Raw genomic sequence first — 21,532 nt, forward strand, 5'->3', positions numbered from 1 at the left:
TTGTCTGCTCGGATCAGACGTGTCCGAAGGACCGCTTGAAGTCGTCCGGGATGATCAGATCGTCGGCAGAGAGGTCGTGCACGCTCTTGTGCCCCAGACCCATCAGCGCGCCGTCTAGGCCCATACGCATGAGATCGAGGACGTTCTCGACACCTGCCTGGCCGTTGGCGGCGAGACCCCACAGGTAGGCACGGCCGATCATCACGGCGCGGGCGCCGAGGGCCAGCGCCTTGGCGACGTCGCTACCGCGGCGGATGCCGCCGTCGAGCAGCACCTCGATGTCGTTGCCGACCGCATCGGCGATGTCGGGTAGCAGACGGATCGTCGCCGGGGTGCCGTCGAGGTTGTTGCCGCCGTGATTGGAGACCGAGATCGCCGTCGCACCGATGTCGACGGCGCGCTTGGCGTCGTCCAGACGGGTGATGCCCTTGACCATGAACGGTCCGCCCCACTGCTCACGCAGCCACTGCAGGTCCTCCCACGTGGGCGGCGGGGTGCCCATCCACTCGCCGTAGGCGCCGAAGAAGGTCGGGCCGGGGACACCCTGCGGGGTGAGGTTCGGCGCGGTGAGGTCGGGGATGATGACCTTGCCGCCCTTGACCCAGTCCAGCGCGTACCGCGGCTTGACCGCGATCTCCGGGCCGAGACGCACCAGCGCCTTCAGGTTCACCTTCTCGGGGATCTCCGGGCTGCCCCAGTCGCGGCCGACGTTGAACACCCAGTCGGTCGTGACGATGAGACCCTTTGCGCCCGCGGCCCTTGCACGCTCGGCGCGGCGGAGGATGTCCTCGCGACTGCCGAGCCAGTAGATCTGGAAGAACACCTTGTCGTTGACCGCGGTGACCTCCTCGACGGCGTGCGAGGCGAAGCTCGACAGGCCCATCGCGGTGCCACGCGCCGCCGCGGCACGTGCGACGGCAACCTCGCCGTCGGGGTCGACGGCCTGCACACCGGTCGGCGAGATCATCACCGGGAAGGACAACTCCTGCCCCATGACCGAGGTGGTCATCTCACGCTCCGGCTGTGCGCCGACAACGTGTGGCGCCCAACCCAGTTCATTGAAGGCCTGCACATTGTCGTCGAGGGTCACACCGGCCTGCGTGCCGGCGACCAGCGACGAGTAGACCGACTTCGGCAGTCGCTTCTTCGCCCGACGCTGGGCCTCGGTGACCGTTTCGAACCAGGGGTTTTTCGCCCAGGGGTTGAGAGCCATTTCTCCTACTCACTCACTATTCGGATGCGTGCCATCGCCCGCGGTCCCCGTGTACCCCGGGGAGGACTCGACACTGTTGGGCCGCGGGGCGGATTACCGCGCAGCAGGGGCGAACCCGGCGAGCGGGTTCTCATCACAGGACTTGGTGGGCCGACCGACCGGGGTGAGGTCCCCGTCGGGTCGACGGGTCATCAGCGTCAGCGGGGTACCGCGCGAATGATCCTTGTTCGCCGTCGGTTTGGTGCGCTCCCCGGCGAGGAGCTCCTCGCCGTAACCCTGCACGCACTCGGGGTCCGGTCCGGCCAGCGGCAGGCCGGTGAAGAACTTGGCCGCCATGCAGCCACCGCGGCAGGCGTCGAAGTGCGCACACTTGGTGCAGGCACCGGCGTTCTGCGGTTCGCGCAGTTCGGTGAACAGATCCGAACGCTGCCAGATCTCCTGGAATCCGCCGTCCGACAAGATGTTCCCGGCGAGGAAGTTCTCGTGGATCGCGAACGGGCAGGCGTACACGTCGCCGACCGGGTCGATGAGGCACACGACGCGTCCCGCGCCACAGAGGTTGAGGCCGGGCAGGCCGCCGCCGGAATCCCCGCCGAAGGCCGAGAGGTGGAAGAACGAATCGCCGGTGAGCACGCGATCGCCGTGTGCGACAAGCCAATCGTAGAGTTCACGCTGCTGCTCGGGCAGCGGGTGCAGGTCGTCCCACACGTCGGCGCCACGGCCGGACGGACGCAGGCGGGTGATGCGCAGGGTTGCGTTGTAGCGGTCGGCAAGCGCCTTGAACTCGTCGAGCTGCGCGACGTTCTGCCGCGTCATGACGACGCTGATCTTGGCGTCGGCGAAGCCGGCCTCGGCGAGGTTCTCGAGCGCCCGGACCGCCATGTCGAAGGAACCGGGACCGCGCACGGCGTCGTTGACCTCAGCGGTGGCACCGTCGAGCGAGATCTGGACGTCGACGTAGTCCGACGCGGCGAGGCGTGCGGCAACCTTCTTGTCGATGCGCAAACCGTTGGTGGAGAACTTGACTCCCACCTGGTGGCTGGTGGCGTAGTCGACGAGCTCCCAGAAGTCGGGGCGCACGGTCGGCTCACCACCGCCGATGTTCACGTAGAAGACCTGCATGCGCTGCAGTTCGTCGATGATCGCCTTGCACTGTTCGGTCGACAGCTCGCGCGGGTCGCGCTTGCCCGACGACGACAGGCAGTGCACACACGCCAGGTTGCAGGCGTACGTGAGTTCCCACGTCAGGCAGATCGGCGCGTCGAGGCCGCGCTCGAACTGGTCTACGAGGCGGCCGACCTTGGGCACCTGGTCGGCGGGCGCGCTCGCACGCTGTGAGGTCACGAGTTCGGCTGCAGTGGGCGGCATCTCGATGGTCGTCATCGTGTCGGTCCTAGGGTCTGGGCGGAAGCGGGGAGCCGATCGGGGCTGTCGATCGGGGGTGGAGCTCGGTCAGGCCGCGCGGGGCGTGATCATCGCGCTGTCGGCCAGCGCCGTGAGCGCCTGCACGTACAGGGGCCGCTGGGCGGGCGTGACACCCGCGGCCAGGAGGGCCGCCTCGGCGGAGTCGTGATCGGCGAGGGACTGGACGATCCCGACCACGGTGAGGTTCTTGAGGAACGAGAGCTTGCGGGTACCGAAGTGGTACAGCAACGCGCCGAACGGCTCGGGGCGCAGCGCCACCTTCGGGTTGAGTTCCCACGCGGCGAACGTGTCGAAGCCGGCGGGGGCATCGGGGGCTGGGGTGTCGAACCGGACCCCGGCGACCGCAGAACGGTCGCCGGAGGTCGGATTCGATGTCGGGGCTGACATCAGTAGACCCCGCACATCCCATCGATCGACACCTCTTCGACGAGCGACTCGGCGATGAGTTCGGTCTCGTTCGAGTTTGCAGCGGTAACCGCGGACTGGTCGGCCATGATCCATACCTCCTGATCTTCTAAGTGACTCGGATCACGATGGACTATAGTGGCACTCAGTGCAGATTTCTACCGCTAGAGCAAAACTGCCCGTTCGGACAGGCGGTTCGGGCCCCTTCGACCCGCTGCGCGCGAACGGATCCCATATGGTGAGGTCTCGATGACTGCGACGACACAGCAGGATGCGGGCCCCGGGCGGGCCGCACCCGGGCGACGCCCGATCTCCTCGCGCGCCCGGATCAGCGCGCTCGCGATCGGCCTGTTCACCACCCGGGGTTTCGAGGAGACCAGCGTGGACGACATCGCCGAGGCCGCGGGCATCGCGCGTCGCACGCTGTTCCGGTACTACTCGTCGAAGAACGAGATCCCGTGGGGAGAGTTCGACGACCATCTGGGCGAGCTACGCGGGCTCCTCGCCCAGATCCCCACCGACATCCCCATGGCCGACGCCCTCGTGGATGCCCTGGTCGTGTTCAACCGGGTGCCGCCGGAGGAACTGGAGAACCACCGCCGACGCATGTCCTTGCTGCTGGGAGTTCCTGCGCTCCAGGCACACTCGATGATCATGTACGCCGACTGGCGTCACGTCATCGCCGAGTTCTGCGCGGCCCGGCTCGGCCTCGACGAGAACGATCACCTGCCCCAGACCATCGGGTGGTTGTGCCTGGGCGCGGCGCTCGCCGCCTACGAGCAGTGGCTCGCGGACCCCGACGCCGACCTCGAGGAACTGATCTCCGACGGCGCGCGGACCGTCGCGAACGGAGTCGCATCGCTGTCCCGCGTGCCATGATCGGCGGCGTGACCACACCGGCTCCAACAGGGCCTCGTGGGACACCCACCGATTGGGCTATCCTGAAGTAGAACGTGTTCTAATTCGGCCGGTTCGCCCCGGTCCTCGACGTCGGAGAGCTGCTACATGTCTGACCTGACCCCTCACGGCTCACGAAGCGTGATCCTCACGGTGGCCGAGGTGATCGATGAGACGTCCGATGCCAAGTCCATCGCATTCGAGGTCCCCGAGGCGTCGTCGGCCGCCTTCACCGACTACAAGCCGGGACAGTTCCTCACCCTGCGCATCCCGAGCGAGAAGACCGGCTCGGTCGCCCGCTGCTACTCACTGGCGTCGTCGCCGTACACCGATGCACGCCCCAAGGTGACCGTGAAGCGCACCGTCGACGGCTACGGCTCCAACTGGGTCTGCGACAACCTCGCCCCCGGCTCCCAGGTCGAGGTGCTGCCGCCGTCGGGCGTCTTCACACCCAAGTCCTACGACGACCCACTGCTCCTGATCGCCGCGGGCAGCGGCGTGACACCGGTGATGTCGATCCTCAAGGCGGCACTGAAGAAGAGCAGCGCTCCGGTCGTCTTCTTCTACGCGAACCGCAGTGAGGGCGACGTCATCTTCGCCGCCGAGCTGCGCGACCTGCTCCACGCGCACGCCGACCGGCTCACCGTCGTCCACTGGCTGGAGAGCCTGCAGGGGCTGCCCAGCGCAGCGGCTCTCGCGTCGGTGTTCGCGCCGTACTCGACCACCCACACCGCCTACATGTGCGGCCCCGGCCCCTTCATGGACGCCGTCCACAAAGCGTTGACACAGGCGAACTTCCCGCATCACAACGTCCACACCGAGGTGTACAACTCGCTGTCCGGCGACCCGTTCGCCGACGTCGAACTCGAAGAGGTCAGCGAAGAGGACCAAGCCTCCGCCGCCACGGTCGAGGTGGAACTCGACGGTGAGACCCACACCCTCAGCTGGCCGCGCAAGCGGACGCTCATCGACGTGATGCTGGCGGCTGGTCTCGACGCCCCGTACTCGTGCCAGGAGGGCGAATGCGGTTCGTGCGCCTGCACCCTCACCGAGGGCACCGTCGACATGGACAACGCCGGCGCCCTCGACCCCGAGGACATCGAGGACGGGTACATCCTGGGCTGCCAGGCCCACCCGACCTCGGACTCGCTCAAGATCGAGTTCTGACAGGCAGTTCCGACCAACGCGAAGGAGCACGACGACGTGACCACCATCCGGAAGTCTCGGCTGAATCCGCTCCAACTCGCCCGCGGCCTGGCGGTGATGCTCCTCGGCATCGGCGTGCTTCACTTCGTCGCACCCAAACCGTTCGACGAGATCATCCCGGAGGAGATCCCCGGCGATCCGCGGACCCTGACCTACCTGTCCGGTGTCGCCGAGATCGGCTTGGGCGCCGGACTTCTCGTGCCGCGGACCCGTCGTCTCTCCGCGGCTTTGTCGGCGCTGTTGTTCCTCGCCGTCTATCCCGCCAACCTCAACATGGTGCGCCTCTGGTGGGACAAGCCACTGCCCTACCGGATCGTCGCCCTGACACGCCTGCCGTTCCAGTTCCCGATGATCTGGGCGGCGATCCGCGTGGCGCGCGAGGACTGACCCCTCACCTCAACGCACGGAAGTACGCGCGTTCCTCCGGGCTCCGGTGCTCGATCGCGTAACTCAGTGCGGTGCGGCCCATTCGGCCGGCGTTCTCCTCGAGGTACGTCAGGAGTATCCGATCGTCGACGCGTTTGCCGGTCTCCCGGAGCATCCATCCGAAAGCTTTCTGGATGAGGTCCCGACGGTCGTCGCGGACGAGTGGCGCCACCGACAGAAGGACCGATGCGTCCTCGTGTTTGATGTGGGCGAAGGTCGCGATGATCCCCACCCGACGCCGCCACAGGTCGTCGTCGGCGGCGTGATCGACGATGATGCCGGAGTCGCCGCGCAGGCGGCAGTACTCACCGAGTACCGGATCGGCCGAGGAGTCCACGAGATCCCAGTTGTTCACCCGGCCCCGGCGAACCGCGTCGAGGTACAGCTCGACCCACCTCGCAGCCTCGTCCCGGTCCGGGCCCGATCGCGGCCGTAGGGCACGTTCGAACTCACCCCGCAGCAGAGCCAACGCGATGAACCGATGCTCGTGGACCGGCGAATCCAACAGCGCGACAACCTCACCGGCGTCGATGCCACGGAACCGCTTGGCGATGGCCCGCTGCTGCGGCACGCGCAGGCCGATGAACTCGTCGCCCTCGCCGTAGCCGCCGGGGCGCACCTGGAAGAACCTGGCGAGGTCGACGGCGCGTTGCGGGTCGGCGACCTCGGCAGCGGCCGCGCGCACCGCTGCAGCCGTCAGCTCGGCACCCACCGGTGCTACAGCAGGTCGGCGATGGGTGTCGGCGTCAGCAGCTTCGGCCGGGTCTTCATCACCGCACCGACCTTGCCGGCGCCGACGACTGCGGTGAGGATGCCGTCCCTGCTGTAGTAGGCCACGAATTTCTTGCCGTCGTCGTCGACGACGTGGACGGTGTCGTCGGCCCGAGGGGCGCCGAGAACCTGGATCTTCACATCGAACTGGTCGCTCCAGAAGTACGAGACCGCCGCGGTCACCGCGTCACCACCAGCGATCTGGTGGGCGACGACCGACGCCTGTTCGACCGTGTGATTCCAGTGCTCGACGCGATGCGGGGTGCCGTCGTCGTCACGCCAGTTGGCGACGTCGCCGAGCGCGTAGACATCGTCGACACTGGTGTGTCCGGTTGCATCGCAGGCGATTCCACCGCCCACCTCACGCGGCGCGAGTTCGATCCCGGAGCCCTCGAGGTAACCCGTGACGGGCGTGGAACCGATGCCGACGACCACGAGATCAGCCGGGAGTTCGGTGCCGTCGGCGAGTTTGACCGCGGTGACCCTCGGTCCGCCGGCATCGTCGGCGACGACGATCTCGGCCACGCCGACCCCGGTGCGCAGGTCCACGCCGTTGTCGGTGTGGAGCCGGGACACCAGCATGCCGATCTCCTCGCCGAGCGCCACCGCCAGCGGGGTGGGGGCGGGTTCGACGAGGCTGACGCTCAACCCGCGCGAGGTGAGGCTCGCGGCCACTTCGCAGCCGATGAAGCCGGCGCCGATGACCACGGCGGTCGAGGCGGAATCGATCTCCTCGCGCAGAGCGACCGCGTCGTCGTAGGTGCGGATCATGTGTACGCCGGCGACGGCGTCGGCGAGACCCGGGAACGGACGGGGATCAAGACCGGTGGCCAGCACCAGAGTGTCGTAGGCGAGTGTGTCCCCGGACGCCAGGGTGATGGTCTTCTCCGCCGGCGACACCGAGGTCACCGCGGAGCCCAGACGCAGGGTGATGTCGGATTCGCCGTAGAACTCCGCCGGTTTGAGGTCGACGCGATCGTCCTTGCCCAGGAGTACCGACTTCGACAGAGGCGGACGATCATAGGGCGGATGGTCTTCGGCCCCCACCAGGGTGATCGGATCGGTGAACCCGTTGTTGCGCAGGTTCTCCGCGATCCTGATCCCGCCCAGGCCCGCCCCGACGATCACGACGCCCGCGACTGATCCACTCATCTTCCGTCCCCTCTCACCCCGCGGACACCGTCCCGCCCGGGATGCCCGATGACATCCCGGCGACTCGCCTCAACGGGTTACGTCTCCGACCGGTTGCAGGTCGGACAACAGCCAATTCCCGTCGACCTTACGCATAAGTGCCCACCTCGCGATAGGGGTCGTCTCGTCCCCCGCGTCGGCCGGTTCCCTAAACCCCGTAGATTTTCCGTCGTCTCGGACCGAGACCGTCTGGTCGACGAACACGAGGACCCTCGCCCGTTCGGTGATGCTGTCGTTCAGACCGGCTCCGACGACGCGTCCGACCATCCACACCGAGGCGGCCCGCGCTCCCGGGACCACCACGTCGACACCACGATTGCGGTACTCGAGTCGCAATGGATCGGCGAGCAATGCGTCGGTTCGGCGACGCTGGTCGGGTGGGTCGTCCGGCCCGAAGGTCATGAGTGCGGCGACCGCCCCGCCCGCCGCGGACAGGATGGCGGCGCGCTCGTCCTCTGCGGGCCCCGGGTCCGATCGCAGCACCCCGATCCAGGCGATCAGTGCGACGACGAGTGCAGTCACCGTGACGGCGGCCAGGACGGCGAGACGGTGGCGTTGGCGGCGAGTGGGGCGCGGTTCCAGGAGGTCGCTCACGGCTGACGTGCCCCCGCGATCTTCCAGCCGTCACCGGTGCGTTCCATGGTGATCAGCGCGGTGATCCGTTCGGCGGTCGTGTCGACGGCCGCGGCCTGCCCATCCGTTCCTCCGGAACCGAGCAGCAGCGGGTTGGTGGCGTCCGCGACGACGAGCACATCCACGGTGGTGCCGGCGTCGTCCGACGTCGGGTCGGTCACCAGCCCGGCCGAGACCACCTGTCCGACACTGCGTCCGGTCTGCGTGCGCACCTCGGCGACCAGTGCTTCACGCGCGCTGTCGATGCGGTCGCGCTGCGCGCCGGTGCTCACGGCGAGCACGCCGTCGACGAAGCCGTCCGCATCGGCCGGGTCGGCGGTGAGCATGGCCGTGACCCCCGCCCGCGCCGAATCCAGCACCTCGGCTTGATGATCGACCTCGGCCCGCTGTCCGCGGATCTGCCATCCCAGGACAGCACCCGCGATCACCAGGATCGCGAGGGCGCCCGCCGAGGCGATGAGGGCTGTCCGTAGCAGGCGTGTCCGTCGCACGGCACGCGCCCGCAGCGCGGGTGCTGCGGCGATCCTGGTCGTGCGTGCTTCCCTTCGCGCCTCGTCGACCCGATCCCGCGCGAGTTGCACACGGGCCGTGGTCGCCGTGCCGGTCGTCACAGACTCGGTTCTCGCAGCATCGGTCACCGCCATCACCCGATCACATCGGCAGCGGCGAGGAGCCACGCGTCGTCGGCACGGACGAAGCGGGCCAGCACCGATCGGCGGACCGTCGTCGCGGCGGCTTCGGACCGGGCGGGAGCGTCGGACCGTACCGTCACCGCCACCCGGAGGAGCGCCTGCCCCTCGGTGGCGTCGGCGTCGACCACGCTGACGACCTCCGGCCGCCACACGACCGCGGCCGTCCCCTGCTCCGGCGGCCGGGAGAGCTGTGCGCCGTAACTGTCGAGGAAGTCGCGGGCGACGAGCGCACGAGCCCGCGACCGATCCTGTTGCCACCGCGTGGAATCCACCGAGAAGACGTCGGCGACGATCGTGCCCGCGCGTTCGCGGAGTTGTTCGCGGCTCTGCTGGAGCGCATCTCCCGCAGCGTGTGCACGCCACGCGAATCCCACCGCGACGAGCGCCGCGGCCAGAACCAGCGCTGCCACCAGCATTCGGAGAGCTCCGGCGCGCACCGAGATGTATCCGGATGTGGTCATGGAAGGTATTGCACCGCCCCGAGTTTCAGTGCACCGTCGTCCGGGGTCACGAGCACACGAAGCCGGAACCGGCGTGCCTGCTCTTCCCCGGTGTCTCCGGCGGCGTCGAATACGACGGTCGCTGCGACGAGAACCGTGGCGCTGTCACCGTCCCGGGCGGAGACCCCGGTGCCGTCGACCGAGGATTCCGACACCGATCCGTTGGCCTGTACGAAAGCGCTGTAACTGTCGGCGGATTGGGCGAATTCGTCATAGAAGGTGCCGGTGGCACCGGCGAGGATCTTGCGCGCGCGACTCGGATCGCGGTGGTCCGGTGCGATCAGCACGGCGACACGGTCGGCGGCCGCGCGCTCGAAGTCGTCGTCGGTGGGGGCATTCCGCGTGTCGGACCACGCCACCACCGCGACGCCGGCGAGGACGACGGCTACGACCGCCACCAGCGTCGCCAGAATCCACCGGCGCCGCGGCACCGGCCGGCGAAGGCCGGCGTCGACCTCGCGCGCGTGCAACTCTTCGAGCGCCTCGCCCAGTTGACGCCGAGCACTGCGCTCCGCGGCGATCTCTGCGGCGCCCGACCGCGCCCCTTCCCTCAACGCCACGCTCTCCTCTACGACGACAGGCGCGTGTTCGGCTTGTTCTCGATCTTCTCCCCGCGGATACGGCTCGAGTAGGCGGCGCGCGCCTCCTGGTCGGGGCGCAGGAAGATCGAGTCCAGCTTGGTGAGTTTGCGGGTGAACCGCTTCATCGCCTGCGGGAACAGCGGACTGGAGTCGGCCCAGCGCATCGATCGCGGGGCGTAGACCCGGGTCACCGGGCGGGCGATGGTCTCGACCACGATCGCTGCGACCTCCTCGGGCGCGACGGTCTGGATGAATCTGTTGGTCTGCAGGCCGGAGATCAGGGCGGTACGGGTGAAGGTCGGGAGAACGGCGCTGACGGTGACGCCCTCCGGCTCCAGCTCCGCGCCGAGGGCCTCGGAGAACTCGATCACCGCGGCCTTGGCACCGTTGTAAATGGTCAGACCCGGGGTCGGGATACGGCCGGCCGTCGACGCGATGTTGACGATGTGGCCGGTACGACGCGGGGCCATCCGGCGGGCGGCTTCCTGGCAGCCGATGATGACACCGAGGACGTCGATGTCGTAGGTGCGTCGGATGATCGTGTCGTCGTAGGACAGGAACGGACCGACCGGCATGATGCCGGCGTTGTTGACGAGGACGTCGATCGGTCCGAGTCGGGATTCGACCTCGGAGAGGAAGGCGTCGAAGGACTCCCGCTTGGTGACGTCGACCTCGACGCCCTCGATGCCGAGGTCGGCGGCGGCCTTGCCCACCGCCTCGCCGTCGACGTCCCCGATGGCGACCTTCGCACCCGCCTGGAACAGCTGCGTCGCGGTCTCGAATCCGATTCCGCGTGCACCACCGGTCACCACGACGACCTTGTCCTTCAGCGCCGTTCGGATGGCGTCGTGATCGGGCGTCCGGGACAGCTTGTCGCGCAGGCTCATTGGTTCCCCTCGGGTGGTTGTCGTTGGATCGAAAGCGAGTAACGGCGCCACGGGCCGTCGAAAGTCACGTGCTGATCACCAGATCATCGGGGCGAAGAATTTCGTGGCGAACGCACGGGCCTGTTGCGGATCGGTACGGGCAGGGTCCGACGGCGGGGTCTCCAGGAGCGAGATCACCAGTCGCACATGGATCTCGACGGCCTCGAGCAGGTCCTCCACCGGCATCTGCGCACCCTCGTCGCGCAGGGTGGCGGCGACCCGATCGGTGACCATGTCGATGAACAGCGACGTCATCTTCGCGGTGACGCTCTTGATCTCGGAGTCGGTGAGGACGATCCGGCTCAGCGACGGATCGGACTTGACCAGCTCGGCGCCCACCGCGAAGGCCTCGACCAGGGCATCCTTGGGGCCCATCCCCTTGACCGATTCCTCGAGTTTCTTCATGCCCCGCTCGTAGGCGTCGTTGGCGACGGCGTAAAGGAGGGCCTCCTTGTTGGGGAAGCGGCGGTAGAGCGTGCTGCGGCTGACGCCCGCACGGGCCGCGACCTCGTCGATGTTGGCGCGCCGCACCCCGACCTCGGCGAACTCCGAGCCCGCGGCGGCGAGGATCGCGGCCTCCTGGTCGGCCGGGCTGGCGGTGTTGCGCACCTTGCGGTTGGACGAGCGAACGCCCTTCCCCTTTGCAGCGCTGTTCACGGTGTCCTTCACGAGATTGTCCGACACGCGACTCACCGACGCCGGAGGGTCACGGGGAGCCTGTCCTTGGGCACGGGCAGCGCGCTGTAGTCCATGGGCAGGACGTAGTCGGCCGGAACCGACCACTCGTACCCGCGGAGCAGGTGGTGCATGATCGTCTTGATCTCCATCTGGCCAAAATACAGGCCGATACATTTGTGAACGCCACCACCAAATGGCATCCAGGCGAAGCGGTGGGACTTGTCCTCGGCGCGTTCGGGACCGAACCTCTCCGGGTCGAACATGTCAGGGTTGGTGAAGAACTCGGGATCCCGATGACTGGACAGGGATGACGTGGTGACGATGGTGCCCTCGGGGACGTAGAAGCCCTCGATCGAGGTGTCCTTGACCGCCATACGGGGCTGCGCCGGGACCGGCGGGCACAGTCGGAGCGACTCCTTCATCACCAGATCCAGGGCCGTCATGCCGGCGAGAGCGTCGTAGCCGAGTTCCGGTCCGAGTTCGAGGGACTCGGCGCGGGCGCGGTCCTGCCACTCGGGATGCTTGGCCATGTTGTAGGCCATCTGGGTCATCGTGATGGTCGAGGTGTCGTGCGCGGCCATGAGCACGAAGATCATGTGGTTGACCACGTCCTCGTCGGCGAAGCTGTGCCCCTCATCGGTTTCCGCGTGGCACAGGACCGAGAAGAGATCCGGCGTCTCCCGCGCGCGCTTGGCCGCGATGTTGGCGTAGAAGAACTCCTCGAGGACCTTGCGAGAACGCAGTCCCTTCCACCATCGTCCACCGGGCACGGGTTTGCGTACGTAGGCAACGCCGGCGCGGACGGTGTCGATGAACGCCTTGTTGATCCGGTCGGCCTCGTCCCTGGGCAGGTTCAGCCCGAGGAAGACCTCGAGCGCGAGGTCGAGGGTGAGTGCCTTGAACTGGTCGAACAGCTTCACCGAACCGACCGGGAACTCCGCGACGCGCTCGGCGATCATCGGCTGCATCTCCTGCAGGTAACCCTTGAGCGCGGTGGTGCCGAACGCCTGCTGCAGTATCTGCCGGTGATGACGGTGCTCGTCGAAGTCGAGGAGCATGACGCCGCGGTTGAAGAAGGGACCGATGAAATAGCTCCACGCCGGACCGTTGGCGAAGGCCCGGTCCTTGTTCATCAGGAGTTCCTGGGCGGCCCGCGGGTTTCCGGTCATGACCATCTGCACACCGAAGGCGTTCAGCCCGGACACGTTGCCGAACTGCGCCCGGCGACGGTCGGCGAAGCCGAACGGGTCACGCCGCATCGACATGATCTCGAGGGAGCTGTTGCGGCCGGAGCACGGGATGGCCTGCAGGTCGCTACCCGCCGGCGGGGTCGCCAGTACCGATGCCATCGACCGTCTCCTTCCGAACAGAGAGCCCTACGGAATGTGATCCACATCGCATACTAGACCATGTTGAGACGATTCGGTAAAAGCGTTCCTAACTCACTCCTCGACGAGCAGGCGATGACACCGCCGCAGCCGATCCCGCCACCACTGTCTGCGGCCCTCCGGGGCGGCATGCGCAACGGCGTCGACGTCGGCATCGGGACCGAACCAGCGCGGTTCGACGACACCGTCACGCATCAGGAACGACGGTGCGACGTCGGCGGTGAACAGCGAGCCCGTGCCGAGTCCGCAGGCGAGGTCGAGCCGAGGCAGCGCCGCCGCCGCGGCGACCCCGGCCGCCATGCCGACTGCGCTGTCGAGCGCACTCGACACCACCACGTCGAGACCCAGGGTGTCGGCCAGTTCGAGCGTGGCACGCATCCCCCCGAGGGGCGCCACCTTCACCACGGCGACATCGGCGGCATCCGCGGCGACCACGCGCAATGGGTCGTCGGCCTTGCGGATGGATTCGTCGGCGGCGATCGGGACCTCGACCGCACGCCGCACCTGCGCGAGCTCCTCGACCGTGCGGCAGGGCTGTTCGGCGTACTCGACGTCGCCGATCGCACGTAGGGCGGTGATCGCCTCGTCCACCGACCAGCCGCCGTTGGCGTCGACCCGCACCCTCCCGATCAGCTCACGTGTCGCCGCGACCCGCGCGACGTCGTCGTCGAGCGTCTGACCCGGTTCTGCGACCTTCACCTTCGCGGTCCCCGCGCCCGGATATCGCTTCAGCAGGTCGGGCACCTCGTCGGCCGGGATGGCGGGCACGGTCGCGTTGACCGGCACGGTGTCCCGGACCGCGGGTGGCGGACCGAGATAGGCGGCCTCGATACCGGCGCGCAGCCACGCGGAGGCCTCGGCGTCCTCGTACTCGACGAAGGGGCCGAACTCGCCCCACCCCGCCGGCCCGGCGAAGACCATCGTCTCGCGGAAGGTCAGCCCACGGAACCTGGTCCGCATGGGGAGGCGGACCACCACGGCCGTCGCGAGCAGGTCCTCCACGTCCGGGAGCTCCCACTCGCCCCTCATGCCGCCGGGCATCGCTTCCTCCTGAGTCGCTGGCGTCAACCTTGAACGAGGGTTGTGTGAATTCGATGGAACAACCTTTTCACTTTGTTCCAAGTCCGCTACCCTCGCTCTCATGTCAGTCAACCAGGGATTCGATGCCGGTATCCGCGAGGCGGAACCGATGATCGTCGACGACACCCCGGACACCGCCGGCGAGATCGTGCGGCCTCGGCTCGGAGCCGACTCACTCGTGTGGAAGTTCTACGGCGACTCGCGGGGCATCCTCGGCTTTCAGCGCCTGGCCGGCACCGAGAACTGCATCGAGCAGCTCGGGCAGGCCGTCCTCGACCACTCGGTGATCTTCAGCGACTTCCTCGGCCGCGCCAAGCGCACCGGACCGCCGGTGATGAAGACCGTGTACAGCACCGAACCCGAGAAATGGGGCCGCACGGTGCGCGACTTCCATCGCGACATCAAGGGCACCATCAGCGACGGTTCGCGCTACCACGCGCTGAACCCGGAGCTGTTCTACTGGGCCCACGCAACCTTCGTCGACCAGGTTCTCTACATCACCGACACGTTCATCCGTCGCCTCACCTATGCCGAGAAGGTCCAGATCTTCGAAGAAAGCAAGGTCTGGTACCAGCTCTACGGTGTCAGCGACCGCGGCCAGCCCCAGACGTACGAGGAGTTCGTCGCCTACTGGGAGGACATGCTCAACCGTTTCGTCCCCCACAAGACGATCGTCTACGCGACCGGTTACATCCGCCAGGGACTGCCCCGACCCAAGAAGATCCCGGCCCCGGTGTGGAACGTCCTGTCGGCTCCGCTCAATGCGTTCATCCGCACGGTCATCGTGGGGACACTCCCCCAGCAGATGCGCGATGTCTGCGACCTGGAGTGGAACGACAAGAAGGAGAAGAATTTCCAGCGCTTCGCCGCTTTCATGCGTGCGATCAACCCGCTGGTCAACAGGCTCCCACTCAAGTACCTCTACGTCCCGTGGGCGTACGAGGCGTGGGAAAAGGTCGGCATCGACCCCCGCCCGTTGCACAACAAGCCCGCGGCCTAACGCCCCAGGAATCCCTCGACGTGCCGGATGAACTCCGCACGGCGGTCGCGGTGCACGCTGTGCCCGGCGTCGAGGATGACGAACCGTGAGTCCGGCAGCGCCTCGCTGACCGTCCGCAGGTGGCGGGGCGGCAGGAAGCTGCGCTCCCCGCCCGAGATGACCATCGTGGAGGCGCTGACGCGAGGCAGTTCCGACCACCACTGCGGTGCGCAGACATCGAACTCGGCGACGATCTCGTCGCCCATCCGTCCGTCGAACCGGAAGACCGGGAAGGGGTTGCGCGCCAGCGCGACGAGCCCACGGATCTGCTCGCCGAGCGTCGCTTTCATGGTGATTCCCTCGGAGAGATCGGCCTCGTCCCGCGGCATCGGCGGGACCTCCTCGAGGACCATCCGACGCACACGGGACGGTTCGTACATCGCCAGCCGCAACGCGGTGTGGGCTCCGAGCGAATGCCCGACCACGTCGGCCACGTGAATCCCCAGATTGTCGAGCACGTACACCAGGTCGTCACGAAAATCGTCGAGACGGTACGGGCCGTCGGGGCGTCCGCTGCGGCCGTGCCCGCGCAGATCGACGCTGACCACACCACGACCCTGCCGTCGCAACGACGCGGCAAGCGGCCGCCAGGTCGAATGATCCGACGCCATCCCGTGGACGAGGACCACCGGCACGCCACGGTCGGGTTCACCGGCCACCCGGACCGCCAGGTCGGGTTCGGCACGTCGACTGAGCACACGCATGCCCTCGAGCCTACGAAAGGCGGCCCTGCGCGCCTCGTCACACTCGGGATTCGTGCAGTACCCACGTATCACGACCGGCAGACCCCAGTTCGACGATGCGACGTCGATCGAGGTCGCGTCGTCGAATCGAGGTTCGGCGGTGCCGGGATGACAAAGGCGCCCGGCCACTTTCGTGACCGGGCGCCTCCTTGACTCAGTGAGTCAGTGCGTCAGGACAAGATCACTTGGTGATCTTGGTGACTCGACCCGCACCAACGGTGCGGCCACCCTCGCGGATGGCGAAACGCAGGCCCTCGTCCATGGCCACCGGCTGGATGAGCTTGACGCTCATCTCGGTGTTGTCGCCCGGCATGACCATCTCGGTGCCCTCGGGGAGGGTCACGACGCCGGTCACGTCCGTGGTACGGAAGTAGAACTGCGGACGGTAGTTGTTGAAGAACGGGGTGTGACGGCCGCCCTCGTCCTTGGACAGGATGTATGCCTGGCCCTCGAACTCGGTGTGCGGGGTCGTGGTGCCCGGCTTCACGATGACCTGACCGCGCTCGACGTCCTCGCGCTTGAGGCCGCGGAGCAGCAGACCGGCGTTGTCGCCTGCCTGTGCGGAATCGAGGAGCTTGTGGAACATCTCGATACCGGTGACGGTGGTCTTGGTGCTCTTCTCGCGGATGCCGACGATCTCGACTTCCTCGTTCACGTTGACCTCGCCACGCTCCACACGACCGGTGACCACGGTGCCGCGGCCGGTGATGGTGAATACGTCCTCGACGGGCATGAGGAACGGCTTCTCGGTCTCGCGAACCGGATCCGGGATCGACTCGTCGACGGCAGCCATGAGCTCCTCGACCGAACTGGCCCACTCGGGGTCACCCTCGAGAGCCTTGAGAGCCGAGACCTTGACGACGGGAGCTTCCTCGTCGAAGTCCTGGGCGGCCAGCAGTTCGCGGACCTCCATCTCGACGAGCTCGATGATCTCGTCGTCGTCGACCATGTCGGCCTTGTTCAGGGCGACCAGGATGTAGGGCACACCGACCTGGCGGGCCAGCAGCACGTGCTCGCGGGTCTGCGGCATCGGGCCGTCGGTGGCGGCGACCACGAGGATCGCGCCGTCCATCTGGGCAGCACCGGTGATCATGTTCTTGATGTAGTCGGCGTGACCGGGGGCGTCGACGTGGGCGTAGTGACGCTTCTCGGTCTCGTACTCGACGTGCGAGATGTTGATCGTGATGCCGCGGGCCTTCTCCTCAGGAGCCTTGTCGATCTGATCGAACGCAAAGCTCTTGTTGAGATCCGGGTACTTGTCGTGAAGCACCTTGGTGATGGCCGCGGTCAGGGTGGTCTTGCCGTGGTCGACGTGACCGATGGTGCCGATGTTCACGTGCGGCTTGGTCCGCTCGAACTTCGCCTTCGCCACTTTGTGTCCTCCTGGACTGTTGCTGCTGGGCGGATCCCAGCAGGAGATTTACTGATTTACGATGTGCGCCCGCTTTGTCGGCCAGCGCGGATTGCTCGAGCTCGAGGCGATTACTCGCCGGTTGCCTTCGCGATGATCTCCTTCGACACGTTCGCGGGAACTTCCGCGTACGAGTCGAACACCATGGAGTAGTTTGCCCGGCCCTGGGTCTTCGACCGGAGGTCTCCGATGTAGCCGAACATCTCCGACAGCGGAACCTGTGCCTTGACGACACGAGCACCGCTGCGCTCCTCCATGGCCTGGATCTGGCCACGGCGGGAGTTCAGATCGCCGATGACGTCACCCATGTAATCCTCGGGAGTCGTGACCTCGACGGCCATGATCGGCTCCAGGATGACCGGGCCGGCCATCTTCGCAGCTTCCTTGAGGGCTTGCGAGCCGGCGATCTTGAAGGCCATTTCCGAGGAGTCGACGTCGTGGTACTGACCGTCGAGCAGGGTGACCTTCAGATTGACCAGCGGGTAGCCGGCGAGGACACCGTACTGCATGGCGTCCTGGGCGCCGGCATCCACCGACGGGATGTACTCGCGCGGGACTCGACCACCGGTGACGGCGTTGTCGAATTCGTAGGTCGCACCGTCCTCGGCGTCCACGAGGGGCTCGAGCTTGATGATGACCTTCGCGAACTGACCCGAACCACCGGTCTGCTTCTTGTGGGTGTACTCGTGCTTCTCGACCGTCTTGCGGATGGTCTCGCGGTACGCCACCTGCGGCTTGCCGACGTTGGCCTCGACCTTGAACTCGCGCTTCATGCGGTCGACCAGGATGTCGAGGTGGAGCTCGCCCATACCGCCGATGACGGTCTGGCCGGTCTCCTCGTCGAGCTTGACCGAGAAGGTCGGGTCCTCTTCGGCCAGCTTCTGGATCGCGGTGCCCAGCTTCTCCTGGTCGGACTTGGTCTTCGGCTCGATCGAGACGTTGATGACCGGGTCCGGGAAGCTCATGGACTCGAGCACGATCGGGTTCGCCGAGTCGCAGAGGGTGTCACCGGTGGTGGTGTCCTTGAGACCGATCATCGCGTAGATGTGACCCGCGGTGGCGTCCTCGACCGGCATCTCCTTGTTGGCGTGCATCTGGAAGAGCTTGCCGATGCGCTCTTTCTTGCCCTTGGTCGCGTTGAGCACCTGGGTGCCCGCGGTGATGTGGCCCGAGTAGACACGCACGAAGGTCAGCTTGCCGAAGAACGGGTGAGCCGCGATCTTGAACGCGAGAGCCGAGAACGGCTCGTCGGCGGACGGCTTGCGCGAGAGGATCTCTTCCTCGTCGCCCACGGCGTGACCCTCGACCGACGGCACGTCCAGCGGGGACGGCAGGTAGTCGATGACCGCGTCGAGCATGGGCTGGACGCCCTTGTTCTTGAACGCCGAACCACAGATGACCGGGTAGAGCTCACGGCTCACGGTCAGCTTGCGGATAGCTCCCTTGATCTCCTCGACGGTGAGCTCTTCGCCGCCGAAGTACTTCTCCATGAGGGCTTCGTCGGACTCGGCAACCGTCTCGAGCAGCGCCTCGCGGTACTCGGCAGCCTTCTCGACCAGGTCGGCCGGGATCTCCTCGATCGTCGGCTCGGCACCGGTCGGCACGACGCCGCGCCAGGTGATGGCCTTCTGCTCGATGAGGTCGACGACGCCGTCGAAGTTGTCCTCGGCACCGATCGGGAGCTGCAGGACCAGCGGCTTGGCGCCGAGACGGTCCTTGATGGTCTGGACGGTGAAGTAGAAGTCCGCGCCCAGCTTGTCCATCTTGTTGACGAAGCAGATACGGGGGACTTCGTACTTCTCGGCCTGACGCCACACCTGCTCGGACTGCGGCTCGACGCCTTCCTTGCCGTCGAAGACCGCAACCGCGCCGTCGAGGACGCGGAGGCTGCGCTCCACCTCGACGGTGAAGTCGACGTGTCCGGGGGTGTCGATGATGTTGATCTGGTTCTTGTTCCAGAAACAGGTCACGGCCGCGGAGGTGATGGTGATACCACGCTCCTTCTCCTGCTCCATCCAGTCGGTGGTCGAGGCACCGTCGTGGGTTTCACCGATCTTGTAGTTCACACCGGTGTAGAAGAGGATTCGCTCGGTCGTGGTGGTCTTGCCGGCATCGATGTGGGCCATGATGCCGATGTTGCGAACCTTGTTCAGGTCGCTGAGCACTTCCTGTGCCACTTATTCGCCTCGCAATTTCGCTAGAGCTGTTGGGTCTGAGGTGGGTCCGGCCGCGGCGACCCGAAGGCCGCCGCGGCCGGCAGTGATCACCAGCGGTAGTGCGCGAACGCCCGGTTGGCCTCGGCCATCTTGTGGGTGTCCTCGCGGCGCTTCACCGAAGCACCGAGGCCGTTGGAGGCGTCGAGCAGCTCGTTGGCCAGGCGCTCGACCATCGTCTTCTCGCGACGCTGACGGCTGAAGGTCACCAGCCAGCGGAGCGCCAGGGTGTTGGCGCGGTTCGGCTTGACCTCGATCGGCACCTGGTAGGTGGCGCCACCGACGCGGCGGCTCTTCACCTCGAGGGTGGGCTTGACGTTGTCGAGCGCGCGCTTGAGGGTGACGACGGGGTCGGTGCCCGTCTTCTCGCGGGCCTGCTCGAGGGCGCCGTAGACGATGCGCTCGGCGGTCGACTTCTTGCCGTCCAGCAGGATCTTGTTGACCAGCTGGGTGACCAGCGGCGAACCGTAGACCGGGTCGTTGATCAGGGGGCGCTTGGGTGCGGGTCCTTTACGTGGCATGACTTATCAGTTCCCCTTCTTCGCGCCGTAGCGGCTACGGGCCTGCTTGCGGTCCTTGACACCCTGGGTGTCGAGCGAGCCGCGGATGATCTTGTAGCGCACACCCGGGAGGTCCTTCACACGACCGCCGCGGACGAGCACCATCGAGTGCTCCTGCAGGTTGTGGCCTTCACCGGGGATGTACGCGGTGACCTCGACAGAGCTGGTCAGACGCACACGGGCGACCTTACGAAGAGCCGAGTTCGGCTTCTTGGGGGTGGTGGTGTAGACGCGGGTGCACACGCCACGACGCTGCGGGCTTCCCTTGAGGGCCGCGGTCTTGGTCTTTGCAGCCTTGTCATGACGGCCCTTGCGGACCAGCTGGTTGATTGTTGGCACTAGGTGTTCATTCCTCTTTGTTGTCAGTTGTGGTTGGTGCTCCGGGCAAGCTCACGGATCTCGGCTCTACGCCGCCTCCGGCGTGCTTCCACAACTCGCCCCACCAGTGCATTCACACTGGTCAGTACATTTTCGCTACCCCGAGGTCGGGCGTGTCATACACTCGACAGCGGATTCGCTTGTCAGCCCACGGACCGCCCGTGCCCCGAGTCGGTCGATCTCAGGGCCGGCTCGAGAGCCGTTGGCCGGGCATGCGGACTGGCCCAGCATGGGCCGGGCACCGACGATCCACTCTACCGATCGGGTTTGCACAGGTCAAAAAACGGATCCTCCGCGCGACCTGCAGGTGAACAGGTCGTGTGCGCTGGGGTCCGGCGACGCTGAGACATGGCATTACCTTGTCCACTCTTACACCCCCGAACCCGACGCGTCGAGCCTTCGGCGAACCGCCGCCCGACCGGTACCCGCCGGCGCTCCGACCTGGGCCCGGACCTTCGCGATCGATGCCGCGAACGGACTGTCCGGATCCATCGGCCGCCCAATCGGCGAACTCTGGCCGCCGAACCACCGGTCGACGATCGTCGCCTGGCGTTCGAGGTTGTGGTCGGCCCACGCGTGGTGAGCATCACCCGTCCCCCGGATGCCGTAGACGTTCTCGCCGAGTTCGTGCCGCGCCTGAACCGCGAGCGCATCGGCCAGGAACGACGCCGCGGACCGGGCGCCAACGATCTGCCGGGCGTGCACGAGTTCATGGACCAGCAGTTGGCCGGGCACTGGATAGGCCCCGGGACCGGCCCCGAGGGGCGCGTCGAACATCGCGCCGAGATTGCAGAGGATGCGCCCATCGACCCCGGGCACGGTGAACGCGCGTCCCCTTCGTCCGGCGAGATCGGTGAGGATGACGTCGTCGAGCCATCCGGCGGGCCCGAAGACGAGCTCGGCGGTTCGCCGTTCCTCATCGCACAGGGGGCGGTGCCGAAAACTGAGGCGGGCGACGATCCCTGCGGCGGCGCCGGCCATCCCGGCGATCACGAGACCCAGAGGCCCGAACCAGACCGTGGCGATCGCGACGTGCGCGGCGACGAGGACTCCGTCGGTCGACGCCGGTCCCGCCGGTAGACGTACACCTCCGACTCGATGAGCGAGCGACAGCACGACACCGAGGAACCGGCCGTAACCGCGAGCCACGTGGATGAGGAGTCGTCGGCGCATCAG

Annotated in this window: 24 protein-coding genes; 4 read left to right on the plus strand and 20 right to left on the minus strand. The window is 66.9% G+C overall.

Annotation, left to right across the window (positions count from 1 at the left end; genetic code table 11):
* Positions 1–13: 13 nt before the first annotated feature.
* The 4 genes from mftD to mftA all read right to left on the minus strand — a co-directional run bounded on the left by mftD (position 14) and on the right by mftA (position 3,132).
* The gene (mftD, locus tag PWF70_RS19055; RefSeq protein WP_035753535.1) at positions 14–1,213 is read right to left on the minus strand and encodes a pre-mycofactocin synthase MftD; all 1,200 of its coding nucleotides are present in this window, start codon (positions 1,211–1,213) and stop codon (positions 14–16) included.
* 93 nt (positions 1,214–1,306) lie between these two features.
* Positions 1,307–2,596, minus strand: coding sequence for a mycofactocin radical SAM maturase (gene mftC, locus PWF70_RS19060; protein WP_035753532.1), 1,290 nt, complete (start codon positions 2,594–2,596; stop codon positions 1,307–1,309).
* A gap of 69 nt (positions 2,597–2,665) precedes the next feature.
* Positions 2,666–3,025: a mycofactocin biosynthesis chaperone MftB gene (gene mftB / locus PWF70_RS19065; RefSeq protein ID WP_035753531.1), complete on the minus strand. Its 360-nt coding sequence runs from the start codon at positions 3,023–3,025 to the stop codon at positions 2,666–2,668.
* The gene (gene mftA / locus PWF70_RS19070; protein WP_035753529.1) at positions 3,025–3,132 is read right to left on the minus strand and encodes a mycofactocin precursor MftA; all 108 of its coding nucleotides are present in this window, start codon (positions 3,130–3,132) and stop codon (positions 3,025–3,027) included. The genes mftB and mftA overlap by 1 nt, the downstream gene beginning before the upstream one ends.
* Before the next feature lie 160 nt (positions 3,133–3,292).
* Here mftA and mftR point away from each other — a divergent pair, with 160 nt between their 5' ends.
* From mftR to PWF70_RS19085, 3 genes are all read left to right on the plus strand, one after another.
* A complete protein-coding gene (mftR, locus tag PWF70_RS19075) occupies positions 3,293–3,922 on the plus strand; it encodes a mycofactocin system transcriptional regulator MftR (RefSeq protein WP_035753528.1) in 630 nt (209 codons plus the stop codon).
* Between the two features lie 126 nt (positions 3,923–4,048).
* Positions 4,049–5,107, plus strand: a complete 1,059-nt coding sequence (locus PWF70_RS19080; protein ID WP_035753527.1) for a ferredoxin--NADP reductase — start codon at positions 4,049–4,051, stop codon at positions 5,105–5,107.
* A 36-nt stretch (positions 5,108–5,143) separates the two neighbouring features.
* A complete protein-coding gene (locus tag PWF70_RS19085) occupies positions 5,144–5,533 on the plus strand; it encodes a DoxX family protein (protein WP_286352733.1) in 390 nt (129 codons plus the stop codon).
* Between the two features lie 4 nt (positions 5,534–5,537).
* Here the strand turns inward: PWF70_RS19085 and PWF70_RS19090 are convergent, their stop codons facing one another.
* The 10 genes from PWF70_RS19090 to PWF70_RS19135 form a co-directional block, all read right to left on the minus strand.
* The gene (locus tag PWF70_RS19090) at positions 5,538–6,284 is read right to left on the minus strand and encodes a DNA alkylation repair protein (protein WP_035753524.1); all 747 of its coding nucleotides are present in this window, start codon (positions 6,282–6,284) and stop codon (positions 5,538–5,540) included.
* 5 nt (positions 6,285–6,289) lie between these two features.
* Positions 6,290–7,495, minus strand: coding sequence for an NAD(P)/FAD-dependent oxidoreductase (locus PWF70_RS19095; RefSeq protein WP_035753523.1), 1,206 nt, complete (start codon positions 7,493–7,495; stop codon positions 6,290–6,292).
* 69 nt (positions 7,496–7,564) lie between these two features.
* A complete protein-coding gene (locus PWF70_RS19100; RefSeq protein ID WP_035753521.1) occupies positions 7,565–8,128 on the minus strand; it encodes a hypothetical protein in 564 nt (187 codons plus the stop codon).
* Positions 8,125–8,811 carry a hypothetical protein gene (locus tag PWF70_RS19105; protein ID WP_075863999.1) on the minus strand — a complete coding sequence of 229 codons (687 nt, stop codon included), beginning with the start codon at positions 8,809–8,811 and terminating at the stop codon, positions 8,125–8,127. Before PWF70_RS19105 ends, PWF70_RS19100 begins: the two co-directional genes overlap by 4 nt.
* Entirely contained in the window at positions 8,811–9,320 is a 510-nt protein-coding gene (locus tag PWF70_RS19110) for a hypothetical protein (RefSeq protein WP_035753520.1), read from the minus strand. Before PWF70_RS19110 ends, PWF70_RS19105 begins: the two co-directional genes overlap by 1 nt.
* Positions 9,317–9,913 (minus strand): Rv1363c family protein, encoded by a 597-nt coding sequence (locus tag PWF70_RS19115; RefSeq protein ID WP_035753619.1) that lies wholly within the window; start codon positions 9,911–9,913, stop codon positions 9,317–9,319. Before PWF70_RS19115 ends, PWF70_RS19110 begins: the two co-directional genes overlap by 4 nt.
* Before the next feature lie 14 nt (positions 9,914–9,927).
* A complete protein-coding gene (locus PWF70_RS19120) occupies positions 9,928–10,827 on the minus strand; it encodes an SDR family oxidoreductase (RefSeq protein WP_035753517.1) in 900 nt (299 codons plus the stop codon).
* Positions 10,828–10,902: 75 nt separating this feature from the next.
* A complete protein-coding gene (locus PWF70_RS19125) occupies positions 10,903–11,550 on the minus strand; it encodes a TetR/AcrR family transcriptional regulator (RefSeq protein ID WP_035753510.1) in 648 nt (215 codons plus the stop codon).
* Positions 11,551–11,555: 5 nt separating this feature from the next.
* Positions 11,556–12,893 (minus strand): cytochrome P450, encoded by a 1,338-nt coding sequence (locus PWF70_RS19130; RefSeq protein ID WP_035753507.1) that lies wholly within the window; start codon positions 12,891–12,893, stop codon positions 11,556–11,558.
* 93 nt (positions 12,894–12,986) lie between these two features.
* A complete protein-coding gene (locus tag PWF70_RS19135; protein ID WP_006360282.1) occupies positions 12,987–13,973 on the minus strand; it encodes an o-succinylbenzoate synthase in 987 nt (328 codons plus the stop codon).
* Positions 13,974–14,073: 100 nt separating this feature from the next.
* Between PWF70_RS19135 and PWF70_RS19140 the strand changes: the two genes are divergently transcribed.
* Entirely contained in the window at positions 14,074–15,012 is a 939-nt protein-coding gene (locus PWF70_RS19140; RefSeq protein ID WP_006360283.1) for an oxygenase MpaB family protein, read from the plus strand.
* Here the strand turns inward: PWF70_RS19140 and PWF70_RS19145 are convergent.
* From PWF70_RS19145 to PWF70_RS19170, 6 genes are all read right to left on the minus strand, one after another.
* Positions 15,009–15,755, minus strand: a complete 747-nt coding sequence (locus tag PWF70_RS19145; RefSeq protein ID WP_035753618.1) for an alpha/beta fold hydrolase — start codon at positions 15,753–15,755, stop codon at positions 15,009–15,011. The two genes, PWF70_RS19140 and PWF70_RS19145, sit on opposite strands and share 4 nt — an antisense overlap.
* Positions 15,756–15,975: 220 nt before the next feature.
* A complete protein-coding gene (gene tuf, locus PWF70_RS19150) occupies positions 15,976–17,166 on the minus strand; it encodes an elongation factor Tu (RefSeq protein WP_006360285.1) in 1,191 nt (396 codons plus the stop codon).
* 110 nt (positions 17,167–17,276) lie between these two features.
* Positions 17,277–19,382 carry an elongation factor G gene (gene fusA, locus PWF70_RS19155; protein WP_006360286.1) on the minus strand — a complete coding sequence of 702 codons (2,106 nt, stop codon included), beginning with the start codon at positions 19,380–19,382 and terminating at the stop codon, positions 17,277–17,279.
* 86 nt (positions 19,383–19,468) lie between these two features.
* A complete protein-coding gene (rpsG, locus tag PWF70_RS19160) occupies positions 19,469–19,939 on the minus strand; it encodes a 30S ribosomal protein S7 (RefSeq protein ID WP_005199940.1) in 471 nt (156 codons plus the stop codon).
* Positions 19,940–19,945: 6 nt separating this feature from the next.
* Complete coding sequence (gene rpsL, locus PWF70_RS19165) at positions 19,946–20,317, minus strand: 30S ribosomal protein S12 (RefSeq protein WP_004020596.1); 372 nt, start codon at positions 20,315–20,317, stop codon at positions 19,946–19,948.
* 408 nt (positions 20,318–20,725) lie between these two features.
* Positions 20,726–21,529 carry a hypothetical protein gene (locus PWF70_RS19170; RefSeq protein ID WP_006360287.1) on the minus strand — a complete coding sequence of 268 codons (804 nt, stop codon included), beginning with the start codon at positions 21,527–21,529 and terminating at the stop codon, positions 20,726–20,728.
* Between the last annotated feature and the right edge of the window lie 3 nt (positions 21,530–21,532).

It is taken from the genome of Gordonia sp. Swx-4, assembly GCF_030316175.1.
GTDB classification, from domain to species: Bacteria; Actinomycetota; Actinomycetes; order Mycobacteriales; family Mycobacteriaceae; genus Gordonia; species Gordonia alkanivorans.

Bases quoted from the DNA above. Each gene is read 5' to 3' on its own strand.
- mftD (WP_035753535.1), bottom strand. From the start codon at position 1,213: ATGGCTCTCAACCCCTGGGCGAAAAACCCCTGGTTCGAAACGGTCACC.
- PWF70_RS19110 (WP_035753520.1), bottom strand. From the start codon at position 9,320: ATGACCACATCCGGATACATCTCGGTGCGCGCCGGAGCTCTCCGAATG.
- mftC (WP_035753532.1), bottom strand. From the start codon at position 2,596: ATGACGACCATCGAGATGCCGCCCACTGCAGCCGAACTCGTGACCTCA.
- PWF70_RS19135 (WP_006360282.1), bottom strand. From the start codon at position 13,973: ATGCCCGGCGGCATGAGGGGCGAGTGGGAGCTCCCGGACGTGGAGGAC.
- mftA (WP_035753529.1), bottom strand. From the start codon at position 3,132: ATGGCCGACCAGTCCGCGGTTACCGCTGCAAACTCGAACGAGACCGAA.
- PWF70_RS19080 (WP_035753527.1), top strand. From the start codon at position 4,049: ATGTCTGACCTGACCCCTCACGGCTCACGAAGCGTGATCCTCACGGTG.
- mftB (WP_035753531.1), bottom strand. From the start codon at position 3,025: ATGTCAGCCCCGACATCGAATCCGACCTCCGGCGACCGTTCTGCGGTC.
- PWF70_RS19105 (WP_075863999.1), bottom strand. From the start codon at position 8,811: ATGGCGGTGACCGATGCTGCGAGAACCGAGTCTGTGACGACCGGCACG.
- PWF70_RS19095 (WP_035753523.1), bottom strand. From the start codon at position 7,495: ATGAGTGGATCAGTCGCGGGCGTCGTGATCGTCGGGGCGGGCCTGGGC.
- mftR (WP_035753528.1), top strand. From the start codon at position 3,293: ATGACTGCGACGACACAGCAGGATGCGGGCCCCGGGCGGGCCGCACCC.
- PWF70_RS19140 (WP_006360283.1), top strand. From the start codon at position 14,074: ATGTCAGTCAACCAGGGATTCGATGCCGGTATCCGCGAGGCGGAACCG.
- PWF70_RS19130 (WP_035753507.1), bottom strand. From the start codon at position 12,893: ATGGCATCGGTACTGGCGACCCCGCCGGCGGGTAGCGACCTGCAGGCC.
- PWF70_RS19145 (WP_035753618.1), bottom strand. From the start codon at position 15,755: ATGCGTGTGCTCAGTCGACGTGCCGAACCCGACCTGGCGGTCCGGGTG.
- PWF70_RS19120 (WP_035753517.1), bottom strand. From the start codon at position 10,827: ATGAGCCTGCGCGACAAGCTGTCCCGGACGCCCGATCACGACGCCATC.
- PWF70_RS19170 (WP_006360287.1), bottom strand. From the start codon at position 21,529: ATGCGCCGACGACTCCTCATCCACGTGGCTCGCGGTTACGGCCGGTTC.
- rpsG (WP_005199940.1), bottom strand. From the start codon at position 19,939: ATGCCACGTAAAGGACCCGCACCCAAGCGCCCCCTGATCAACGACCCG.